This window comes from Rhodobacter maritimus (genome assembly GCF_058747975.1).
In genome coordinates this window covers 3,179,558-3,197,209 of record NZ_CM179095.1, presented here as the reverse complement: position 1 = coordinate 3,197,209, position 17,652 = coordinate 3,179,558, and the positions used below count along the sequence as shown (strand labels likewise).

Annotated in this window: 20 protein-coding genes; 14 read left to right on the top strand and 6 right to left on the bottom strand. The window is 66.6% G+C overall.

Annotated elements, in window-relative coordinates:
- The first annotated feature begins 136 nt into the window (after positions 1-136).
- Positions 137-1,384 (top strand): threonine ammonia-lyase IlvA, encoded by a 1,248-nt coding sequence (gene ilvA / locus AC4PTO_RS16025; RefSeq protein WP_492730175.1) that lies wholly within the window; start codon positions 137-139, stop codon positions 1,382-1,384.
- Between the two features lie 9 nt (positions 1,385-1,393).
- On the opposite strand, the gene AC4PTO_RS16020 is transcribed toward ilvA, so the two are convergent.
- Positions 1,394-1,723: an Hpt domain-containing protein gene (locus AC4PTO_RS16020; protein WP_492730173.1), complete on the bottom strand. Its 330-nt coding sequence runs from the start codon at positions 1,721-1,723 to the stop codon at positions 1,394-1,396.
- A 226-nt stretch (positions 1,724-1,949) separates the two neighbouring features.
- Here AC4PTO_RS16020 and AC4PTO_RS16015 point away from each other — a divergent pair, with 226 nt between their 5' ends.
- Positions 1,950-3,113, top strand: a complete 1,164-nt coding sequence (locus AC4PTO_RS16015; protein ID WP_492730171.1) for a PP2C family protein-serine/threonine phosphatase — start codon at positions 1,950-1,952, stop codon at positions 3,111-3,113.
- Positions 3,114-3,119: 6 nt separating this feature from the next.
- Here AC4PTO_RS16015 and AC4PTO_RS16010 read toward each other — a convergent pair whose 3' ends face one another.
- Positions 3,120-3,563 (bottom strand): NUDIX hydrolase, encoded by a 444-nt coding sequence (locus AC4PTO_RS16010; RefSeq protein WP_492730169.1) that lies wholly within the window; start codon positions 3,561-3,563, stop codon positions 3,120-3,122.
- A gap of 90 nt (positions 3,564-3,653) precedes the next feature.
- Here AC4PTO_RS16010 and hslO point away from each other — a divergent pair, with 90 nt between their 5' ends.
- From hslO to AC4PTO_RS15975, 7 genes are all read left to right on the top strand, one after another.
- On the top strand, positions 3,654-4,673 hold the full coding sequence (gene hslO, locus AC4PTO_RS16005) for an Hsp33 family molecular chaperone HslO (protein WP_492730167.1): 1,020 nt from the start codon (positions 3,654-3,656) through the stop codon (positions 4,671-4,673).
- Positions 4,660-5,262: a CoA pyrophosphatase gene (locus tag AC4PTO_RS16000; protein WP_492730164.1), complete on the top strand. Its 603-nt coding sequence runs from the start codon at positions 4,660-4,662 to the stop codon at positions 5,260-5,262. The genes hslO and AC4PTO_RS16000 overlap by 14 nt, the downstream gene beginning before the upstream one ends.
- Complete coding sequence (locus AC4PTO_RS15995) at positions 5,259-6,401, top strand: CCA tRNA nucleotidyltransferase (protein WP_492730162.1); 1,143 nt, start codon at positions 5,259-5,261, stop codon at positions 6,399-6,401. Before AC4PTO_RS16000 ends, AC4PTO_RS15995 begins: the two co-directional genes overlap by 4 nt.
- A 54-nt stretch (positions 6,402-6,455) precedes the next feature.
- A complete protein-coding gene (locus AC4PTO_RS15990) occupies positions 6,456-8,285 on the top strand; it encodes an ABC transporter ATP-binding protein (RefSeq protein WP_492730160.1) in 1,830 nt (609 codons plus the stop codon).
- A gap of 66 nt (positions 8,286-8,351) precedes the next feature.
- Positions 8,352-9,590: a class I SAM-dependent RNA methyltransferase gene (locus tag AC4PTO_RS15985; RefSeq protein ID WP_492730158.1), complete on the top strand. Its 1,239-nt coding sequence runs from the start codon at positions 8,352-8,354 to the stop codon at positions 9,588-9,590.
- Between the two features lie 29 nt (positions 9,591-9,619).
- Positions 9,620-10,390 (top strand): ion transporter, encoded by a 771-nt coding sequence (locus AC4PTO_RS15980; protein WP_492730156.1) that lies wholly within the window; start codon positions 9,620-9,622, stop codon positions 10,388-10,390.
- A gap of 75 nt (positions 10,391-10,465) precedes the next feature.
- A complete protein-coding gene (locus AC4PTO_RS15975; protein WP_492730154.1) occupies positions 10,466-10,984 on the top strand; it encodes a L,D-transpeptidase family protein in 519 nt (172 codons plus the stop codon).
- Positions 10,985-11,040: 56 nt separating this feature from the next.
- On the opposite strand, the gene dalA is transcribed toward AC4PTO_RS15975, so the two are convergent.
- Positions 11,041-11,550, bottom strand: a complete 510-nt coding sequence (gene dalA / locus AC4PTO_RS15970) for a divisome-associated lipoprotein DalA (RefSeq protein ID WP_492730152.1) — start codon at positions 11,548-11,550, stop codon at positions 11,041-11,043.
- A 172-nt stretch (positions 11,551-11,722) separates the two neighbouring features.
- Here dalA and AC4PTO_RS15965 point away from each other — a divergent pair, with 172 nt between their 5' ends.
- Entirely contained in the window at positions 11,723-12,331 is a 609-nt protein-coding gene (locus AC4PTO_RS15965; RefSeq protein WP_492730150.1) for a L,D-transpeptidase, read from the top strand.
- Positions 12,332-12,470: 139 nt separating this feature from the next.
- Here the strand turns inward: AC4PTO_RS15965 and hemH are convergent, their stop codons facing one another.
- Together hemH and AC4PTO_RS15955 are read right to left on the bottom strand one after the other, a co-directional pair.
- Positions 12,471-13,529: a ferrochelatase gene (gene hemH, locus AC4PTO_RS15960; protein WP_492730148.1), complete on the bottom strand. Its 1,059-nt coding sequence runs from the start codon at positions 13,527-13,529 to the stop codon at positions 12,471-12,473.
- A 103-nt stretch (positions 13,530-13,632) separates the two neighbouring features.
- Entirely contained in the window at positions 13,633-14,460 is an 828-nt protein-coding gene (locus tag AC4PTO_RS15955; RefSeq protein ID WP_492730146.1) for a methyltransferase domain-containing protein, read from the bottom strand.
- Here AC4PTO_RS15955 and AC4PTO_RS15950 point away from each other — a divergent pair.
- Genes AC4PTO_RS15950 through AC4PTO_RS15935 form a run of 4 tightly spaced genes read left to right on the top strand, consistent with a single transcriptional unit; the run spans position 14,459 to position 16,786 of the window.
- Positions 14,459-15,223, top strand: coding sequence for a double zinc ribbon domain-containing protein (locus AC4PTO_RS15950; RefSeq protein WP_492730144.1), 765 nt, complete (start codon positions 14,459-14,461; stop codon positions 15,221-15,223). The two genes, AC4PTO_RS15955 and AC4PTO_RS15950, sit on opposite strands and share 2 nt — an antisense overlap.
- A 34-nt stretch (positions 15,224-15,257) precedes the next feature.
- On the top strand, positions 15,258-15,515 hold the full coding sequence (grxC, locus tag AC4PTO_RS15945) for a glutaredoxin 3 (RefSeq protein WP_492730141.1): 258 nt from the start codon (positions 15,258-15,260) through the stop codon (positions 15,513-15,515).
- Between the two features lie 3 nt (positions 15,516-15,518).
- The gene (locus AC4PTO_RS15940) at positions 15,519-16,349 is read left to right on the top strand and encodes a carbon-nitrogen hydrolase family protein (protein WP_492730139.1); all 831 of its coding nucleotides are present in this window, start codon (positions 15,519-15,521) and stop codon (positions 16,347-16,349) included.
- A complete protein-coding gene (locus tag AC4PTO_RS15935; RefSeq protein ID WP_492730137.1) occupies positions 16,346-16,786 on the top strand; it encodes a MarR family winged helix-turn-helix transcriptional regulator in 441 nt (146 codons plus the stop codon). The genes AC4PTO_RS15940 and AC4PTO_RS15935 overlap by 4 nt, the downstream gene beginning before the upstream one ends.
- Before the next feature lie 93 nt (positions 16,787-16,879).
- Here AC4PTO_RS15935 and ubiG read toward each other — a convergent pair whose 3' ends face one another.
- Entirely contained in the window at positions 16,880-17,623 is a 744-nt protein-coding gene (gene ubiG / locus AC4PTO_RS15930; RefSeq protein ID WP_492730135.1) for a bifunctional 2-polyprenyl-6-hydroxyphenol methylase/3-demethylubiquinol 3-O-methyltransferase UbiG, read from the bottom strand.
- Positions 17,624-17,652: the final 29 nt, after the last annotated feature.

Genomic DNA, 17,652 nt, shown 5'->3' with positions numbered 1-17,652 from the left:
CTTTTGCGAAACTGGCACGAGGGCAAGGCAAAAATGAGGCAAGGGCCGTCTCGCAGGCGTGTTCTTGCCGGGACCGGCGGCTTGACACATGCCGCCAATCGTGGCGGAAGAAAGAAAATTCAGCGAGGAATGCACGATGGGCGGGTTCGCAGAGGCAGCGCATAACACCACCGGGGCCCTGCGGGATCTTTTCGACGCGACCCCGTTGCAGCGTAACGATCACCTTTCCGCGCGCTATGGTGCCGAGATCTGGCTCAAGCGCGAGGATCTGAGTCCGGTGCGCAGCTACAAGCTGCGCGGCGCGTTCAACGCAATGCGCAAGGTGTGCGCCGATAACCCCGCCCAAGACCATTTTGTTTGCGCAAGCGCCGGCAATCATGCGCAGGGCGTGGCCTATGCCTGCCGGCATTTCGGCGTGAAGGGCACGATCTTCATGCCGGTCACCACGCCGCAGCAAAAGATCGACAAGACCCGCACTTTCGGCGCGGGCAATATCGAGATCGTCCTGACGGGGGATTATTTCGACCAGACCCTGACGGCCAGCAAGGAATTCTGTGCGCAGGCCGGGGCGCATTTCCTGGCGCCCTTCGACGATGCCGACGTGATCGAGGGCCAGGCCAGCGTCGGGGTGGAATTGCTGGAACAGCTGGGCCATGCGCCGGACCTGGTGATCCTGCCGGTCGGTGGCGGCGGGCTTGCGGCAGGGGTGACCGGCTATCTGCGCGAGGTGGCGCCGCAGACCGCGTTCCGGTTCGTCGAGCCCATGGGCGGGGCCAGCCTGACCGAAGCGGTTCGCGCCGGTCATCCCGTGACGCTTGAGGCGGTGAACTCGTTTGTCGATGGCGCGGCCGTGGCCCGGATCGGCACGCTGACCTTTGCGCGGCTTGACTGGGTGCGGCCCGAACAGGTGCTGCTTGCCCCCGAAGACCGGATCTGCGGCACGATGATCGAGATGCTGAATGTCGAGGGCATCGTGCTGGAACCGGCCGGGGCGCTTGCGCTGGATGTGCTGCCGCAACTGGCCGAAGAGATCCGCGGCAAGACCGTGGTCTGCATCACCTCGGGCGGGAATTTCGATTTCGAGCGCCTGCCCGAAGTCAAGGAACGTGCGCAGCGTTTTGCCGGGCTGAAGAAATATTTCATCCTGCGCATGCCGCAGCGCCCCGGCGCGCTGCGCGAATTCCTTCAGATGCTGGGCCCCGATGACGACATCGCCCGGTTCGAATACCTCAAGCGTTCGGCGCGCAATTTCGGTTCGGTCCTGATCGGGATCGAAACGAAACAGGCGGGGAATTTTCGGGATCTGACGGACAAGCTCGACACGGCCGGTTTCAGCTATCGCGACATCACCGAAGACACGATTCTGGCGGAATTCCTGATCTGACCGGCGCGGTCAGGCCGCTGTGCCGACTTCTTGCATGCGAGTCAGGAACTCGGCCTTCGATGCGATATAGCAGGCCTGTGTCGCCGCGATGTCCGCCTGCGTCGCCGTGCCCTCGGTGCAGCGCCGTTCTGTCTGGCGGCAGATGTCTCCGAAAGCCCTGAAGCCAAGATTGAGCGCCGAACCCTTCAGGAAATGCAGATCTTCGGGTAGTGTCGCGGGTGCCTGGCCAAGGGTGCCGATGACGCTTTCGACCTCTTCAAGGAAAAGCTCGATCACCTCGGCAAAGCCGTCGGCGCCGATTTCGTTACGCAGTTCGATCACGCGGACCCAGTCAATCATCACATACCCCGTAAAGATACCCACCGCGCTCAGGCTAGGCGGCAATCGTTTCGGAAGGCTTAATTCCAGCCGCCATCGCGGCTTCACGGGTTGTTAAATCGCCGCGGCCTAGTCTGGTGCGAAGCAGCAGCCAGCAGGGTCCGTTTTGCACCATCAGCCGCATCCGCGCATCGGCGCAGGCCCGAACGACGCTCCGCGCCGGGTTCTTGTCGTCGATGACAGCAGGATGCAGCGCCGCATCCTGTCCGCGCAGCTCGCGCGCTCGGGCTATCAGGTGATCGAGGCCGGCTCTGTCGAGGAGGCGCTTTCGATCTGTGCCCGGACCGAGCCCGACATGGTGATCTCGGACTGGATGATGCCGGGGCTGACGGGCATTGATTTCTGCCGGGAATTCCGCGCGATGGAGCGGGAGGGCTATGGCTATTTCATCCTGCTCACCTCCAAATCCGACGCCACGGATGTTGCGCGCGGTCTTGAAATGGGGGCGGATGATTTCCTGTCCAAACCCGTCAACGGCGATGAGTTGCGCGCGCGGCTGAGCGCGGGCGATCGCATCCTGCGGATGGAGCGGGAGCTGCAAGAGAAGAACCGCCTGTTGCGCGCCGCAAAAGAGGCCATCGACCGCGATCTGGTCGAGGCGCGCAAGTTGCAGCAAAGCCTTGTGCGCGAAAGGTTCCGATCCTTCGGGACGGCGTCGGTGTCGCTCATGCTGCGGCCCTCGGGGCATGTCGGGGGCGATCTGGTGGGGTTTTTCCCGATCCATGCCGGGCGCGTGGCCCTGTTCGGGATCGACGTGTCGGGCCATGGCATCACCTCGGCACTGATGACGGCGCGGCTGGCGGGTTACCTGTCGGGCGCCTCGCCCGAGCAGAACATCGCCCTGATCCGCACCGGGCCGGACAGCTACGATGCCCGCCCCCCGGCGGAGCTTGCCTCGTTCCTCAACACCATGATGTTGCAGGAGATGCGCACCGATACCTATTTCACGCTGATCTATGCCGATGTGGATCTGGCCACCGGGCAGGTCGAGCTGTTGCAGGCGGGCCATCCGCATCCGGCGGTGCTGCGCCGGGACGGGCGGGTCGATTATATCGGCGATGGCGGCCTGCCGATCGGCCTGATCGAGGGCGCGCGCTACGAAACCCGGCGGCTGACGCTTGCCCCCGGAGAGCGGTTGATGCTCATGTCCGACGGCTTCACCGAGGCCGAAGGCGCCGGGAGCGGTCTTCTGGGCGAGGACGGCCTGGCCGCGATCATGGAGCGTTCGGCACGCCTGCGGGGGCCTGCGTTTCTGGATGCCCTGACTTGGGATATCGACGCCCATTCCGGGGGGGAACTGGCCGATGACATCTCGGCCGTCCTGCTGGAATTCGATGGGCCTGCCGGATAGCGCAGGCTACGCCCGGTTCCAGGCGCGCAGCAGGAAATGCCGGTCGCCTTCATTTGCCAGAAGGCGGGCGGCCTGCGCCATCGGCATCCAGACCGCGCTGTGCCCGGCCTCGGGCGGCGGGCCAAGCCTGCGCACCGGGCGCGCGCTGTAGATGGTGCACAGCTTCTCGGCCCAGCGGTCATATTCGGGCATATAGGTGAAGCGGCGGAACGCGCCGATCCGCACGGGCTGCGCGATCGACCAGCCGGTTTCCTCATAGACCTCGCGGTGCAGCGCGCGCAGCGGGCTTTCGCCGGGATCTATGCCGCCGCCGGGCAGCTGGAATTCGGGCGGCGCGCCGTCCTGAAGGGTCACCAGAACCCGCGCGCCAAGCCGCAGCACGGCATAGGCGCCGGGCCGCAGCGAATAGCGCTGACCGCGTTTCACCGGCTCGCCGAATCTGGGTATCATGTGCCTGCCCCCTTGGGTGATCGGTTGCTCCGCCTATATAGGCGGGGTATGCCAGCCTGCGGGCTGAACGAAAACCCCCAAGGAAACAGCATGACCACGCTTTCGCAAATCGCCTGGGACGATACCGTCCTGCCGTTTCAGCTCGACCGTTCGGACATCCGCGGGCGCGTCGCCCGTCTGGATGGCGTGCTGGAGAAGGTTCTGGGCCAGCACGCCTATCCCGCGCCGATCGAGGCGCTGGTGGCCGAAACCGCGCTTCTGACCGCGCTGATCGGGCAGACGATCAAGCTGCGCTGGAAGCTGAGCCTTCAGATCCGTGGCACCGGGCCGATCCGCATCCTTGCGACCGATTATTACGGGCCGTCCGAGGATGGCGCGCCTGCGCGCGTGCGCGGCTGGGCCAGCTTCGATGCCGAGGCGCTGGACCCCGGAAAAGACCCGTTCTCGCAGATCGGCGAGGGGTATTTCGCCGTGCTGATCGACCAGGGCAGCGGCACCGTGCCCTATCAGGGCATCACCCCGCTGGCCGGCGGTTCGCTTGCCGCCTGTGCGCAGACCTATTTCGCGCAGTCCGAGCAGCTTCCGACGCGCTTTGCGCTGTCCTATGGCCGCTCGACCCTGCCGGGGCAGGAGGAGCACTGGCGCGCGGGTGGCGTGATGATCCAGCTCATGCCCAAGGCCTCGTCCTCCGTCGCGGCCGAGGGAGGGTCGGGCGAGGGCGGGCTGCTTGAGCATCACGACATCCTCGACGGCGAGGAAGGCGAGAACTGGAACCGCGTGAACCATCTTCTCGACACGGTCGAGGATATGGAGCTGATCGGCCCCTCGGTTCAGCCGACCGACCTGCTGGTGCGCCTGTTCCACGAGGAACTGCCCCGCGTGTTCGATTCGCAGCGGATCGAGTTCGGCTGCACCTGTTCGGCAGAGCGGGTGCGCGATTCCCTGGCGATCTATTCGGCCAAGGATATCGGGCACATGACCACGTCCGAGGGCACCGTGACGGCGGATTGCCAGTTCTGCGGCGCGCATTACGTCTTCGATCCCGAAACCCTCGGGTTCGAGGCGGCGAAGAATCCCGACGACTCGGCCCGGGAGGATGGGGATGCGTGATCCGCTGGCCCCGGTGATTGCCGCCCTGGCAAGACCGGGGCGGCCTTCGTCGGATTACGACCTGAACCCAGGCACGCTGCCGCCCGAGGGGCGCGTGCTGCGCCCCGCCGGGGTGCTGGTGCCCTTTCTGGCCACGCCCGGCGGCGTGGTGCTTTACCTGACCAAGCGGTCCTCGCATCTGCGCCACCATCCCGGCCAGATCGCCTTTCCGGGCGGCAAGGTCGATCCGGGCGACTATGGCCCGATCGGGGCGGTGCTGCGCGAGGCGCAGGAGGAAATCGCGCTCGATCCCGCGAATGTCGAGATCCTGGGCACGATGGAGCCGCATGAAACCGTCACGAGCTTTCTGGTGACGCCGGTGATCGCGCGCATCCGCGCCCCCTTCCTGCCCGTTCCCGAGGCTGGCGAGGTCGAAGAGGTCTTTACCGTCCCGTTGGAACATGTGGCAAATCCGGCCCGCTTCCGCGTGGAGGGGCGGCGTTGGCGTGGCACGCGGCGGCATTATTATGTTGCGCCCTATGGTCCCTATTACATCTGGGGCGCCACCGCGCGCATCCTGCGTGCGCTTGCCGACCGGATGGCGCCATGAAGGTCACGGGTGCGTGGATCGAGGCAGCGCATGTCCAGCAGGTTCTGGCCCTGCTGGAAGAGGGCGGGCATCAGGCGCTTCTGGTCGGGGGCTGCGTGCGCAACGCCCTGCTGGGCCAGGCGGTGTCCGATATCGACATCTCGACCGATGCGACCCCCGAACGGGTGATGGCGCTTGCCGGGGCCGCGGGCTTGCGCGCGGTTCCCACCGGGGTCGAGCATGGCACCGTCACGGTGATCGCCGGGCATGAGCCGCACGAGATCACGACCTTCAGGCGCGATGTGGAAACCTTCGGGCGCCATGCCGTCGTGGCCTTCTCGGACCGGATCGAGGAGGATGCGGCGCGGCGCGATTTCACGATGAACGCACTTTATGCGCGTGCCGACGGGCAGGTGCTCGATCCGCTTGGCGCGGGTCTTGCCGATCTGTCGGCGCGCCATGTGCGTTTCGTGGGGCATCCCGAAGACCGGATCCGCGAGGATTACCTGCGTATCCTGCGGTTCTTCCGGTTCACTGCATGGTATGGCGATCCGGCCGAGGGGCCGGACCCCGAGGGCCTTGACGCCTGTGCGCGCCACGCGGAGGGCATCGCGGGGCTGTCGCGCGAAAGGCTGGGCGCCGAGATGCGGAAGATGCTGGCCGCGCCCGATCCGGCCCCGGCCGTGGCGGCGATGCAGGCCGCCGGCGTTCTGGGCCGTGTCCTGCCCGGCGCCGATGCGCGTGCGCTTGCGCCGCTGGTGCATCTGGAAGGGGCGGCCACGCCCGACCCGATCCGCCGCCTTGCGGTTCTGGGCGGCGCGGATGTGGCGGACCGGCTGCGCCTGTCGCGGGCCGAGGCGCGGCGGCTAGATCAGTTGCAGGGCGCGCTGCAAGAGGACCGGCCCGAGGTTCTGGGCTATCGGCTGGGGGCGGCGGACGGTGCGAACGCGGTCCTGATCCGGGCCGCTTTGCTTGGCACCGAACCGCCCGAGGGCTGGCAGGGTGCGGTCGCGCGCGGTGCGGCGGCGCTTTTTCCGGTATCGGCGGCGGACCTGATGCCCGCGCTGTCGGGCCCCGCGCTTGGCGCGCGGCTGAAGGCGCTGGAACAGGCCTGGATCGCCTCGGGCTTTCGTGCGACCCGGCAAGAGCTTCTGTCCTGAGGCTTGGACTTCCGTTCGCGGTGCCTATATCCATGGGCTGAAAGCGAGTTTTCCATGATCGATGCCTTTCGCCCTGCCAAGGGGGCGCCGCCGCAACGCCTTGGTGCCTTTTTCCGCTGGTGTCTGGCGGGTGCCTGGCCAGCGATGTGGCTGTCGGGCGGGCTGTCGGCGCTTGCAGGCTCGATGGAGGTGATCTCGGCCTGGCTTCTGGGGCTGGTGATCGACGCGGCCGTGGCCTCGGATCCGGGGCGGGTCTTTGCCGACAACTGGCCGCTCATGCTGGGGTTTGCGGGGTTCTACCTGCTGTTGCGGCCCTTGGTGTTCGGCCTTTCCTCGGCGGCGTCGAACCTGCTGATCAATCCTAACGTGATGCCGCTGGTGCTGTCGCGGCTGCACCGCTGGACGATGGGCCAGGCCGTCACCTTCTTCGACAACGATTTCGCCGGGCGGATCGCGCAGAAGCAGATGCAGACGGCCCGCGCCGTCACCGACGTGGCCAGCGAGATCATCAACACCGCGACCTTCGCGCTTGCCTCGATCGTGGGATCGGTCGCGCTTCTGGTGGGGATCGACATCTGGGGCGCGCTTGCGCTTTCGGTCTGGCTGATCGCCTATCTGGCGCTGATCCGCTGGTTCCTGCCCAGGGTGCGCGGGCGCGCGGCCGACCGGGCCTCGGCGCGGGCCATGGTGACGGGACAGGTCGTCGACACGATCACCAACATCAAGACGGTCAAGCTGTTCGCCCATGCCGCGCATGAGGATCGCGCGGCGCTTGGCGCGATGGGGCGATTCCGCGACAAGGCGCGCGCCTTCGGCGTGACCTCCACCTGGTATCGGCTGGCGCAGATGGCGTTTTCGGGGCTTTTGCCGGTCATCCTGATCGGCGGCGCGATCCTGATGTGGCAGCGCGGCGCGGCCACGGTGGGCGATATCGCGGCGGCGGGTGCCGTTGCCATCCGCATCGCGCAGATGTCGGGCTGGGTGTCGATGTCGCTGATGGGCATCTGGGGGTCCATCGGCGAGGTCGAGGACGGCATGCGCACGCTTGCACCGCCCCATGCGCTGGTCGATACGCCCGATGCCGGCGAGTTGCCGCGCGTGACCGGAGAGATCCGCTTCGATCACGTCTCCTTCGCCTATGGCCGCCAGGCCGGGGGCGTGTCGGATATCGACCTGACGATCCGTCCGGGCGAACGGCTGGGGATCGTCGGGGCCTCGGGCGCGGGCAAATCCACGCTGGTGGCGCTTTTGCTGCGGCTTTACGACACCGAGAAGGGGCGCGTTCTGATCGACGGCACCGATCTGCGGCAGGTCACGCAGGAAAGCCTGCGCCGCCAGATCGGCATGGTCACGCAGGAAACCGCGATGTTCAACCGCTCGGCGCGCGAGAACATCCTTTACGGCCGCCCCGATGCCACCGAAGAGGACATGATCGCCGCCGCACGGGCCGCCGAGGCGCATGGCTTCATCGAAACCTTGCAGGATCATACCGGAAAGCGCGGCTATGAAGCCGCCCTGGGTGAGCGCGGAGTGAAGCTGTCGGGCGGGCAGCGGCAGCGCATCGCGCTTGCGCGCGCCTTCCTGAAGGACGCCCCGATCCTTGTGCTGGACGAGGCGACAAGCGCGCTCGACAGTGAGGTCGAGGCCGCGATCCAGGAGGCGCTGCATCGCATCATGGCGGGCAAGACGGTGCTGGCTATCGCGCACCGGCTGTCGACCATCGCCGAGATGGACCGCATCGTCGTGATGGACGAGGGCCGCATCGTGGAACAGGGCAGCCATGCCGAGCTGCTGGCCCTCAACGGGCTTTACACGCGCTACTGGAACCGCCAGTCGGGCGGCTTTCTGGGCACCGATGAGGACAAGGCCGAGGCGGCCGAGTGACATCCGGGCCTTGCCTGCGGCAACCAGGCGGCTAAATCGGGGCGGCAGACAGAACAGGATCAACCAATGCGCCTGACAATCGACCGGCTTTCGCTGCATGCCGACGGGGTGGCCACTGGCCCCGAGGGCAGGGTGCATGTTGCCATGGCCCTGCCGGGCGAAGAGGTCGAGGGCGAAATCGCGGGCGGCCGGATCGAGGCGCCGCGGATCGTGACGCCCTCTGCCGCGCGGGTGCGCCCGCCCTGCGCGCATTACCGCGCCTGCGGGGGCTGCGCCCTGCAACATGCCTCGGATGATTTCGTGGCGGGCTGGAAGGCCGATGTGGTGCGGGTCGCGCTTGCCGGGCAGGGGCTTGAGGCGCCGGTCGCGGCGGTCGAGACCTCTCCGCCCCGGTCGCGGCGGCGCGCGACGCTTGCCGGGCGGCGCACCAAGAAGGGTACGCTGGTCGGTTTCCACGCACGCGCCTCGGGCACGGTGATCGAGATTGCCGACTGCCTGATCCTGCGCCCCGAACTGATGGCGGCGCTGCCCGCGCTCCATGCCGCAACCGCGCTTGGCGCCAGCCGGAAGGGAGAGGTCGCCTTCACCCTGACCCTGTCGGAGGCGGGCCTCGATGTCGCGGCACAGGGCGGCAAGAAGCCCGACGACCCCGCCCTTTTCGAGGCCCTGGCCGGTCTGGCCCGCAGTCACGATCTGGCGCGGCTGAGCTGGAACGGCGAAACCGTGGCCGCGCGCCGCCCCGCCGCGCAGCAATTCGGCCGCGCCCATGTGGTCCCGCCCGCCGGCGCCTTTCTTCAGGCCACGGCCGATGGCGAAGCCGCACTTCTGGCCGGGGTACGCGCGGCGATCGGGGCACCCGCGCGGGTGGCCGATCTGTTCGCGGGCGCGGGCACCTTCGCGCTTGCACTGGCCGAAACCGCCGAGGTCCATGCCGTCGAGGGCGAGGCGGCGATGGTCGCGGCGATGGATCAGGCCTGGCGCGCCACAAGCGGCCTGAAACATCTTGGAACCGAGGCACGCGATCTTTTCCGCCGCCCGCTTCTGCCCGACGAGCTGGCCGGATATGACGCAATCGTGATCGACCCGCCGCGCGCGGGCGCCGAGGCGCAGGTGGCCCAGATCGCCCGGTCGCAGGTGCCGCTTCTGGCCTATGTATCGTGCAATCCCGTCACCTTCGCGCGCGACGCCCGCGTGCTGGCCGGGGCCAGCTACGTCCTGGACTGGGTGCGCGTCGTCGACCAGTTCCGCTGGTCGGCGCATGTCGAGCTTGTCGCCCGCTTTCGCCTGCCCCATATCCCGCGCTGAGGCGGATTGCAGACAGGGACGGCAGGAACATGCGCGAACAGCTTGGCCAGTGGATCGAACAACCGAAAGTGCGCTACGCGATCCTCGGCGTGATCCTGTTCAACGCGGTGATCCTCGGGTTGGAAACCTCGGCCCCGGTGATGGCGCATTTCGGCGTGGTGATCCGCGCGCTCGATCTGGCCTGCCTTGCCGTCTTCGTCCTCGAGATCGCGGCAAAGCTGGTCGCGCGCGGGCCGCGCTTCTTCCGCTCGGGCTGGAATGTCTTTGATTTTCTGATCGTTGGCCTTGCGCTGGTGCCCGGTGCGCAAAGCGTGTCGGTGCTGCGGGCGCTGCGCGTGCTCAGGCTCTTGCGGGTGATTTCGGTTGCCCCGCGCCTGCGCCGGGTGGTCGAGGGTTTCATCAGCGCGCTGCCCGGCATGGCCAGCGTGTTCCTTCTGATGGGGATCATCTTCTATATCGGCGCGGTCATGGCGACCAAGCTGTTCGGCACGGCCTTTCCCGAATGGTTCGGCACGCTTGGACGCTCGGCCTATTCGCTCTTTCAGATCATGACGCTGGAAAGCTGGTCCATGGGGATCGTGCGCCCGGTGATGGAGGTCTATCCCCTGGCCTGGGGCTTCTTCGTGCCCTTCATCCTGATCACCACTTTCGCGGTGGTGAACCTTGTCGTGGGCCTTATCGTGAACTCGATGCAGGACGCCCATCACGCCGAGGAAAACGCCCGCACCGATGCCTACCGAGACGAGGTTCTGCGCCGCCTGCGCCAGATCGAGACCCGCTTGCAGGACCGTGCCGAGTGATACGCAATCTCTGGCGCCGGACGCGCGGTTGCGGTATCTGAATCACAAAACACGTCATGAAGAACGGGCAGTGACATGCAGACACGCAGATCGATCCTGATGGCCGGCGCCGCGCTTGGCGGGTTGGCATTTCTGGGCGCATGCGGCGACAGCGCAAAATCGAAATTCCGCAGCTACAAGGGGCCGACGGTCACACAGGTGCAGGTGCACAAGGCAAAGCGGCGAATGTATCTGCTTTCCGGCACGAAGGTGCTCAAGACCTACAAGATCGGGCTGGGGGGAAACCCCGTCGGCCACAAGCAGTTCGAGGGCGACGGCAAGACGCCCGAGGGCCTTTATTATATCGACCGGCGCAACGGCAACAGCGCCTATCACCTGTCGATCGGCATCTCCTATCCGAACGAGGCCGACAGCGCCTATGCGGAATCGATGGGCAAGAAACCCGGCGGCGACATCTTCATCCATGGGCGCGCACGCAAGAACAAGGGGCGCGGCAAGGACTGGACCGCGGGCTGCATCGCCGTGAAGGACAAGGAGATCGAAGAGATCTACGCCATGGTCGGCGACCATACCCCGATCTTCATCTTCCCCTGAGGGTCACGAAAAAGGGGCCCATGGGGCCCCTTTTGCATCACGCGGGCGGGCCGTCTTCAGCCGCCCGTCAGCATCGTCCACCAGATCTTTCCCGAGGGTTCCTGATACCACGAAAAGCCCAGGTCGCGCGCCTGCGGGTTCAGGATGACATCGCGCGTATCGGCAAGCCCCATCCATGCCGACAGGGTCTCGGTCTCGGTCTCGTAGGTCTCCGAGATATTCTCGCCCAGCACCTGGCCCATATAACCCGCCCGCTGTGCACGGTCATAGGGCGACGAGCCGTCAGAGCCGAAATGCCACGGCCGGTTCTGCGCGGCCATGTCGCGCGAATGCGCGGCGGCGGCGGCGTTCAGCTGCGCGTTCAGCGTCAGCGGCGGCGTGGCGCGCGCCGAACGCAGGCTGTTGACCGAATCAAGCACGCGATAGGCGATCTTGTCCGCGTCGCCCGGCCGGATCTTGTAGACCTGCGGCAGCGGCATTCCGTCCGGCCCGACCTGCGGCTGGGTCGGCTCGCAGGCCGAAAGCGCAAGAACGCTGAGCAAGATCAATCCTTTGACGCGAAGCATGATTGGTCACCTGTGCTGATTTCGACAGTCCCATACAACCTAACACCCGTGGCCGCAAACCAACAGTTGCGTGAAAACCCCTGATGACATCGGTTTGATTTGCACCTGCGGCGCTCGCGCAATATCTGTGCGCGCAACTCTGGCAAAGACCGGATCGGATGGAGTGGATGATATGACCGATGTGCTAAAGCCCCTGAACCGGCGGGCGTTCATGGGAACGGCCGCCATGTTCGGCGCGGGCCTTGCCATGCCCGCGCTTGCCCAGAACACGCTCGATGCCGGGCTCGAGACCCACGAGGACACCGCCAACACCAACATGCGCCGTAACATCTCCAGCTTCCGCTCGCTGGACTGGCGCCCGTTCTTTGCCGATACGCGCAACGGCGCGATCCTGGTGGATACCATCTCGCGCGCGCTGCATTTCTGGTCCGAGGATCAGTCGGTCTACAAGCTCTACCCCACCTCGGTACCGCTTTCCGAAGATCTCACCCGCCGCGGCCGGACCGAGGTGATCCGCAAGGTCGAAGGCCCCACCTGGGCGCCGACCCCTGCAATGAAGAAGCGCAACCCGGAATGGCCCGATTTCGTCCCCGCCGGACCCGATAACCCGATGGGAACGCATGCGCTCTACCTGTCGTGGCAATATTACCGGATCCACGGCACCCACGACACGCGCAAGATCGGCCGCAAATCCTCGAACGGCTGCATCGGCCTTTACAACGAACATATCAAGGAACTGTTCGCCCTCTCGAAGGTCGGCACCCAGGTCCTGCTGATCTGACCCGCGCTCCGGCCGGATCGACCCGATGACAAGGGCAGGCCCCGTGCCTGCCCTTTCTCTTTTCCGGCCCCTCACCTTTGCGGAAATATCCCGGGGGAGTCGCCGCCAGGCGACGGGGGCAGCGCCCCCCTTGCGCCCCCTACTTCAGCCAGCCCGCGAAATTCTCTTCGACCACTTCCATCAGCGCGGCGATATGCGCATCGTCGTCGTTCAGGCAGGGGATATAGGTGAAGCTCTCCCCCCCGGCATGCTCGAAGGCCTCGCGGATCTCTCCGTTGATCTCTTCGAGGGTCTCGATGCAATCGGCGCTGAACGCGGGCGAGATCACGGCGATGTTCTTCTTGCCCGCCTTCGCCAGTTCGGCCACATGCTCCACCGTATAGGGCCGCAGCCATTCCTCGGTTCCAAAGACCGACTGGAAGGTCGTGTCGATCGCACCCGCTTCCCAGCCAAGCCGCTCGCGCAGCAGGCGCGAGGTCTTCTGGCACTGGCAGTGATAGGGATCGCCCTCCATCAGATAGCGTTTCGGCATCCCGTGATACGAGGCGACAAGAACGTCGGGCTTCGTCTCAAGCCCGGCATAGACCCGCTCCACCGATTGCGCGAGCGCGTCGATATAGGACGGGCGCTCGAAATATTCCGGGGCCACGCGGGCGGCGGGCTGGCGCTTTTGCGCCATCAGCGCGCGGAAGAACTGATCGTTCGCCGTGGCCGAGGTGGCGCCCGCATATTGCGGGTAAAGCGGCAGGAACAGGATCTTCTCGCAGCCCTCACGCACCATGCGGTCCACCACCGACCGGGTCGAGGGGTTGCCGTAGCGCATGCAGAACTCGACCATGACATCGGCGCCGTAACGCGCACCGACGGCGGTGCGCAGCTTGGCCAGTTGTTTCTTGGTGATGGTCATGAGGGGGCTTTCATCGGCCTCCGCGTTCCAGATCAGCTTGTAATTCGCGCCCGAGGTGAAGGGGCGCTTGCTCAGGATGATCAGTTGCAGCAGCGGCTGCCACTTCCATGCCGGATAGTCGATCACCCGCTTGTCGCTGAGAAATTCGCTCAGGTAGCGCCGCATCGACCAGTAATCGGTGGCATCGGGCGTGCCCAGATTGGCGATCAGCAACCCGACCCTGGCGCGCGGAACCGGCGGGTGATCGGCCGGGGCATGGGCAAGGCGAGGGTTCGTGCTGTCCTTGGGCATTGTGCGTCCTGTCCTGTTTCTGTCGATTTTCTGTCGATCGGTCCTGCCCCGAATTAACGCGTTTTGCCCAAGGGTCAATGCGGCGTTGTGCAGCCGGGCCGTTTCACGACTTTTCGTCGGGGGGCTGCGCCGCGCCAAGCGCATCGGCCAGCCGCGCCACGGCAGATCCGGGGCGCAGGGGCTTTTGCTGGCTTTCATGCGGCTTCCAGCCGGTCAGCCATATCATGTCGAACGAGGCCGGAACCCGGCCTTCGGCATCGCCATAGGCCTCGGCATAGCGGCGCATCGCATCGGCAAGAACCGCGCGGCGGGTATAGCCGCGGCGGCGCCCGGCAAGGGCGTTGGCCTCGCCCATGGCGCGTAGATCGGCCAGAAGCCGTGCCGGTCCGGCATAGCTGACCCGGCGCAGGACGCTGTCGGCGACGGGCAGCGCAAGGCCCGCGCGTTGCAGCAGGCCGCCCAGATCGCGGATCTCCGCCATGGGCAGGACGCGGGGCGACAGCCCGCCGGTCACCGCCACCTCGGCCTCGGCCAGGGCGGCGCGCAGCTCGTTCAGCGTCTGGCCGCCGAACATCACCGCGATGAAAAGCCCGTCGGGGCGCAGCGCACGCGCGGCCTGAACGATCTGTCCGACCGGATCATTGGCCCAGTGCAGGCAAAGGGCATGCACCACCAGATCATGCGCGCCGGGTTCCAGCGCCAGCACCTCGTCATCGGCCACCACCCGCGCCCCGGGCAGCAGCCGGCGCCACGGTTCGGGAAAAGCGGCCACGATCGCGGGCGCCGTAAACGTTCTGTTAACCTCGTTGAGCCTCTCTTCAAGCTCAAGGGCCGCGTCCTCGTGCAAGAACAGCTCCGGTCCGGCACGCAGGGCACGGGCGCGGTGGCGAAGAAGGGCGGGGCGGTCGGTCAGAATAGGGGGCGATGTCATGGCAAGGGCACAGACTAAGGCGCTTTGGGCGGGGATACCAGCGGGATTGCGCGCGGCCCTGCGCCTGATATTTCCGCCGCGCTGCATCGCCTGCGGCGGCGCGGTCGACGACGATTTCGGCCTGTGCGGTGCCTGCTGGCGCGAAACGCCCTTCATCGCGGGCCATGTCTGCGATGCCTGCGGCAGCCCCCTGCCCGGCGAGGCCGATGGCCAGGGCGACCTGTGCGACGATTGCCTGGCGATGCCGCGCCCCTGGGCGCAGGGGCGCGCGGCGCTTCTTTATCGTGACAGCGCGCGCCGGATGGTGCTGGCGCTGAAACATGGCGACAGGCTGGATCTGGTGGGGCCGATGGCGGGCTGGCTGCACCGGGCCGCCGCGCCGCTTCTGCGCCCCGACATGGTGGTGGCGCCGGTGCCGCTGCATCGTTTCCGGCTGCTGCGCCGGCGCTACAACCAGTCGGCCCTGCTCTCGCAGGCGCTTGCGCGGCGGGCCGGCCTGACGGGGTGCGCCGATCTGCTGCAACGCCGCCGCGCCACCCCCAGCCAGGAGGGGCGCGACCGGTCCGCACGGTTTGCCAATCTCGCGGGTGCGATCCGGGTGCATCCCCGCCGCGCGGCGCTTGTCGCGGGGCGGCCCGTGCTGCTGGTCGATGACGTGATGACCTCGGGCGCCACGCTGGCCGCCGCGGCCGAGGCGTGCCTCGATGCCGGTGCGTCAACTGTTTCGGTTCTGGTGCTGGCGCGCGTTGCGAAGGACGCCTAAATCCCTATAGTCGCGGACGACGGAAGGGATCACCATGAAACGCATCGAGATCTATACCACCCGCACCTGCCCGTTCTGCATCGCCGCCAAGGCCTTGCTGTCCAGCAAGGGCGCCCCCTACGAGGAAATCGACGTGGGCGCCGATCCGGCCCTGCGGGCCGCGATGACGCAACGCGCGGGCGGGCGGCGCAGCGTGCCGCAGATCTTTATCGGCGGCGAACATGTCGGTGGCTGCGACGATCTGCATGCCCTCGACCGCGCGGGCAAGCTTGATCCGATGCTGGCGGCCTAGGTCATGATCGCGGCGCTGGTCCAGCTTTCGGTGTCCGACGATCCGGCGGCGAACCTGCCGGTCACCCTCGATCTGGTGCGGGCGGCCGCGGCCGGGGGCGCGGGCTTTGTCCTTACCCCCGAATGCACGAATATCCTGTCCTCGGACCGCGCACATCAGCAGGCGGCGCTGCACCTCGAGGAAACCGATCCCACCCTTGCCGCGCTGCGGGCCGAGGCCGAAAGGCTGGGGATCTGGCTCTTGATCGGATCGCTGGCGCTGAAGACCGGCGATGCGGATGGCCGCTTTGCCAACCGCTCTTTCCTGATCGGCCCGGCCGGCGAGATCGTCGCGCGCTACGACAAGATCCACATGTTCGACGTGGATGTTTCCCCGACCGAGAAATACCGCGAATCCGATGGATACCGCCCCGGCTCAAAGGCGGTTCTTGCGCAAACGCCCTTCGCGCGGATCGGGCTGAGCGTCTGTTACGACCTGCGCTTCCCCCAGTTGTTCCGACGGCTGGCCAGGGGCGGCGCGCAGATCCTGACCGTCCCGGCGGCCTTCAACGACACCACGGGCGCCGCGCATTGGGAAAGCCTTCTGCGCGCCCGCGCGATCGAGAATGGCTGCTTCGTGCTGGCACCTGCGCAATGCGGCACCCATGCCGCGCATGCGGGGCGCCCGCGCCGGACCCATGGCCACAGCCTTGCCGTGGCCCCCTGGGGCGAGGTGCTGGCCGATGCGGGGATGGCGCCGGGCGTGACGCTTGTCGATCTCGACCTGCGCCGGGTGGACGAGGCGCGCGCCCGCGTGCCCTCGCTGTCGCATGACAGGGAGTTTACAGGACCATGAACGAGACCCTCGATCCCCTTGCCGCATCGCTTTTCGCCGAAGTGTTCATGGCCGATCAGCTTGCCCGGAACCGTGTCAGCCGCGCCCTTCCCAAGGGGATGGAAATCTCGCATTTCTCGGTTCTGAATCACCTAGCGCATATCAACGAGGAACGCACGCCTGCGCAGCTTGCCGCCACCTTCCACATCACCCGCGGCGCCATGACGAACACGCTTTCCAAGCTGGTCTGGGCGGGCCATGTGCATATCCGTCCCGATTGGGACGACGCGCGGCGCAAATTCGTGTCGATCAGCCCGGCAGGCCGCGCGGCGCGCGATGCCGCCCTTGCGGCATTCATGCCCGTCATCGCCGACATCGTGCGCGACATCGGCCCCGAAAAGGTGCGCGCCGCGCTGCCGGTCTTGCGTGAACTGCGCGCCCGTCTCGAAGACAGCTGAACTGCTTTCATCTTCGTTCAAATATCCCCGCCGGAGGCTCCTGTGGCTTGCCGCGGGACGCTCCGCGGGGGATATTTTTGCAAAGGTGAAGCCCTAGCGGCGGATGCTGGCGGTGACGTAGTTCACCGACAGATCCCGATCCGACAGGGACCAGCGCCAGGAGACGGGATTGAAGACCATCCCCTTGCGGTCGACCGGGTCGAGGCCTGCGGTGCGAATCAGAACGTAAAGCTCGTCAGGCGTGATGAACCTGGTCCAGTCATGGGTGCCGCGCGGCAGCCAGCGCATCACATGCTCTGCGCCGATGATAGCCATGAGGTAGCTTTTGGCATTGCGGTTCAGGGTCGAGCAGATCATCAGCCCGCCGGGTTTCAGCAGGTCGTGGCAGGTGGTGGCAAAGCCCTGGGGGTCCGCGACATGTTCGATGACTTCCATGTTCAGCACGACATCATAGCTTTCGCCCGCGGCGGCGATCGCTTCGGCCGTGGTATGGCGATAGTCGATCCCGAGGCCCGATTGTTCGGCATGCAGCCGCGCCACGGGGATATTGCGTTCGGCGGCGTCGGCGCCGGTCACCTCGGCGCCCAGCCGCGCCATCGGTTCGGACAAAAGCCCGCCACCGCAGCCGATATCGAGGATCCGCAGCCCCTCGAACGGGCGCGGCGCCTTCAGGTCGCGGCCGAACTGCGCCGCGATCTGGCCGGTGATATAGTCCAGCCGGCAGGGATTGAGCATGTGGAGCGGCCGGAACTTGCCGTTCGGGTCCCACCACTCGGCGGCCATTGCCTCGAATTTGGCCACTTCGGCCGGATCGACGGTGTTCGTTGCATTTTCCATCGCAATCCTCGCTTTTGCGCGCGCGCAAG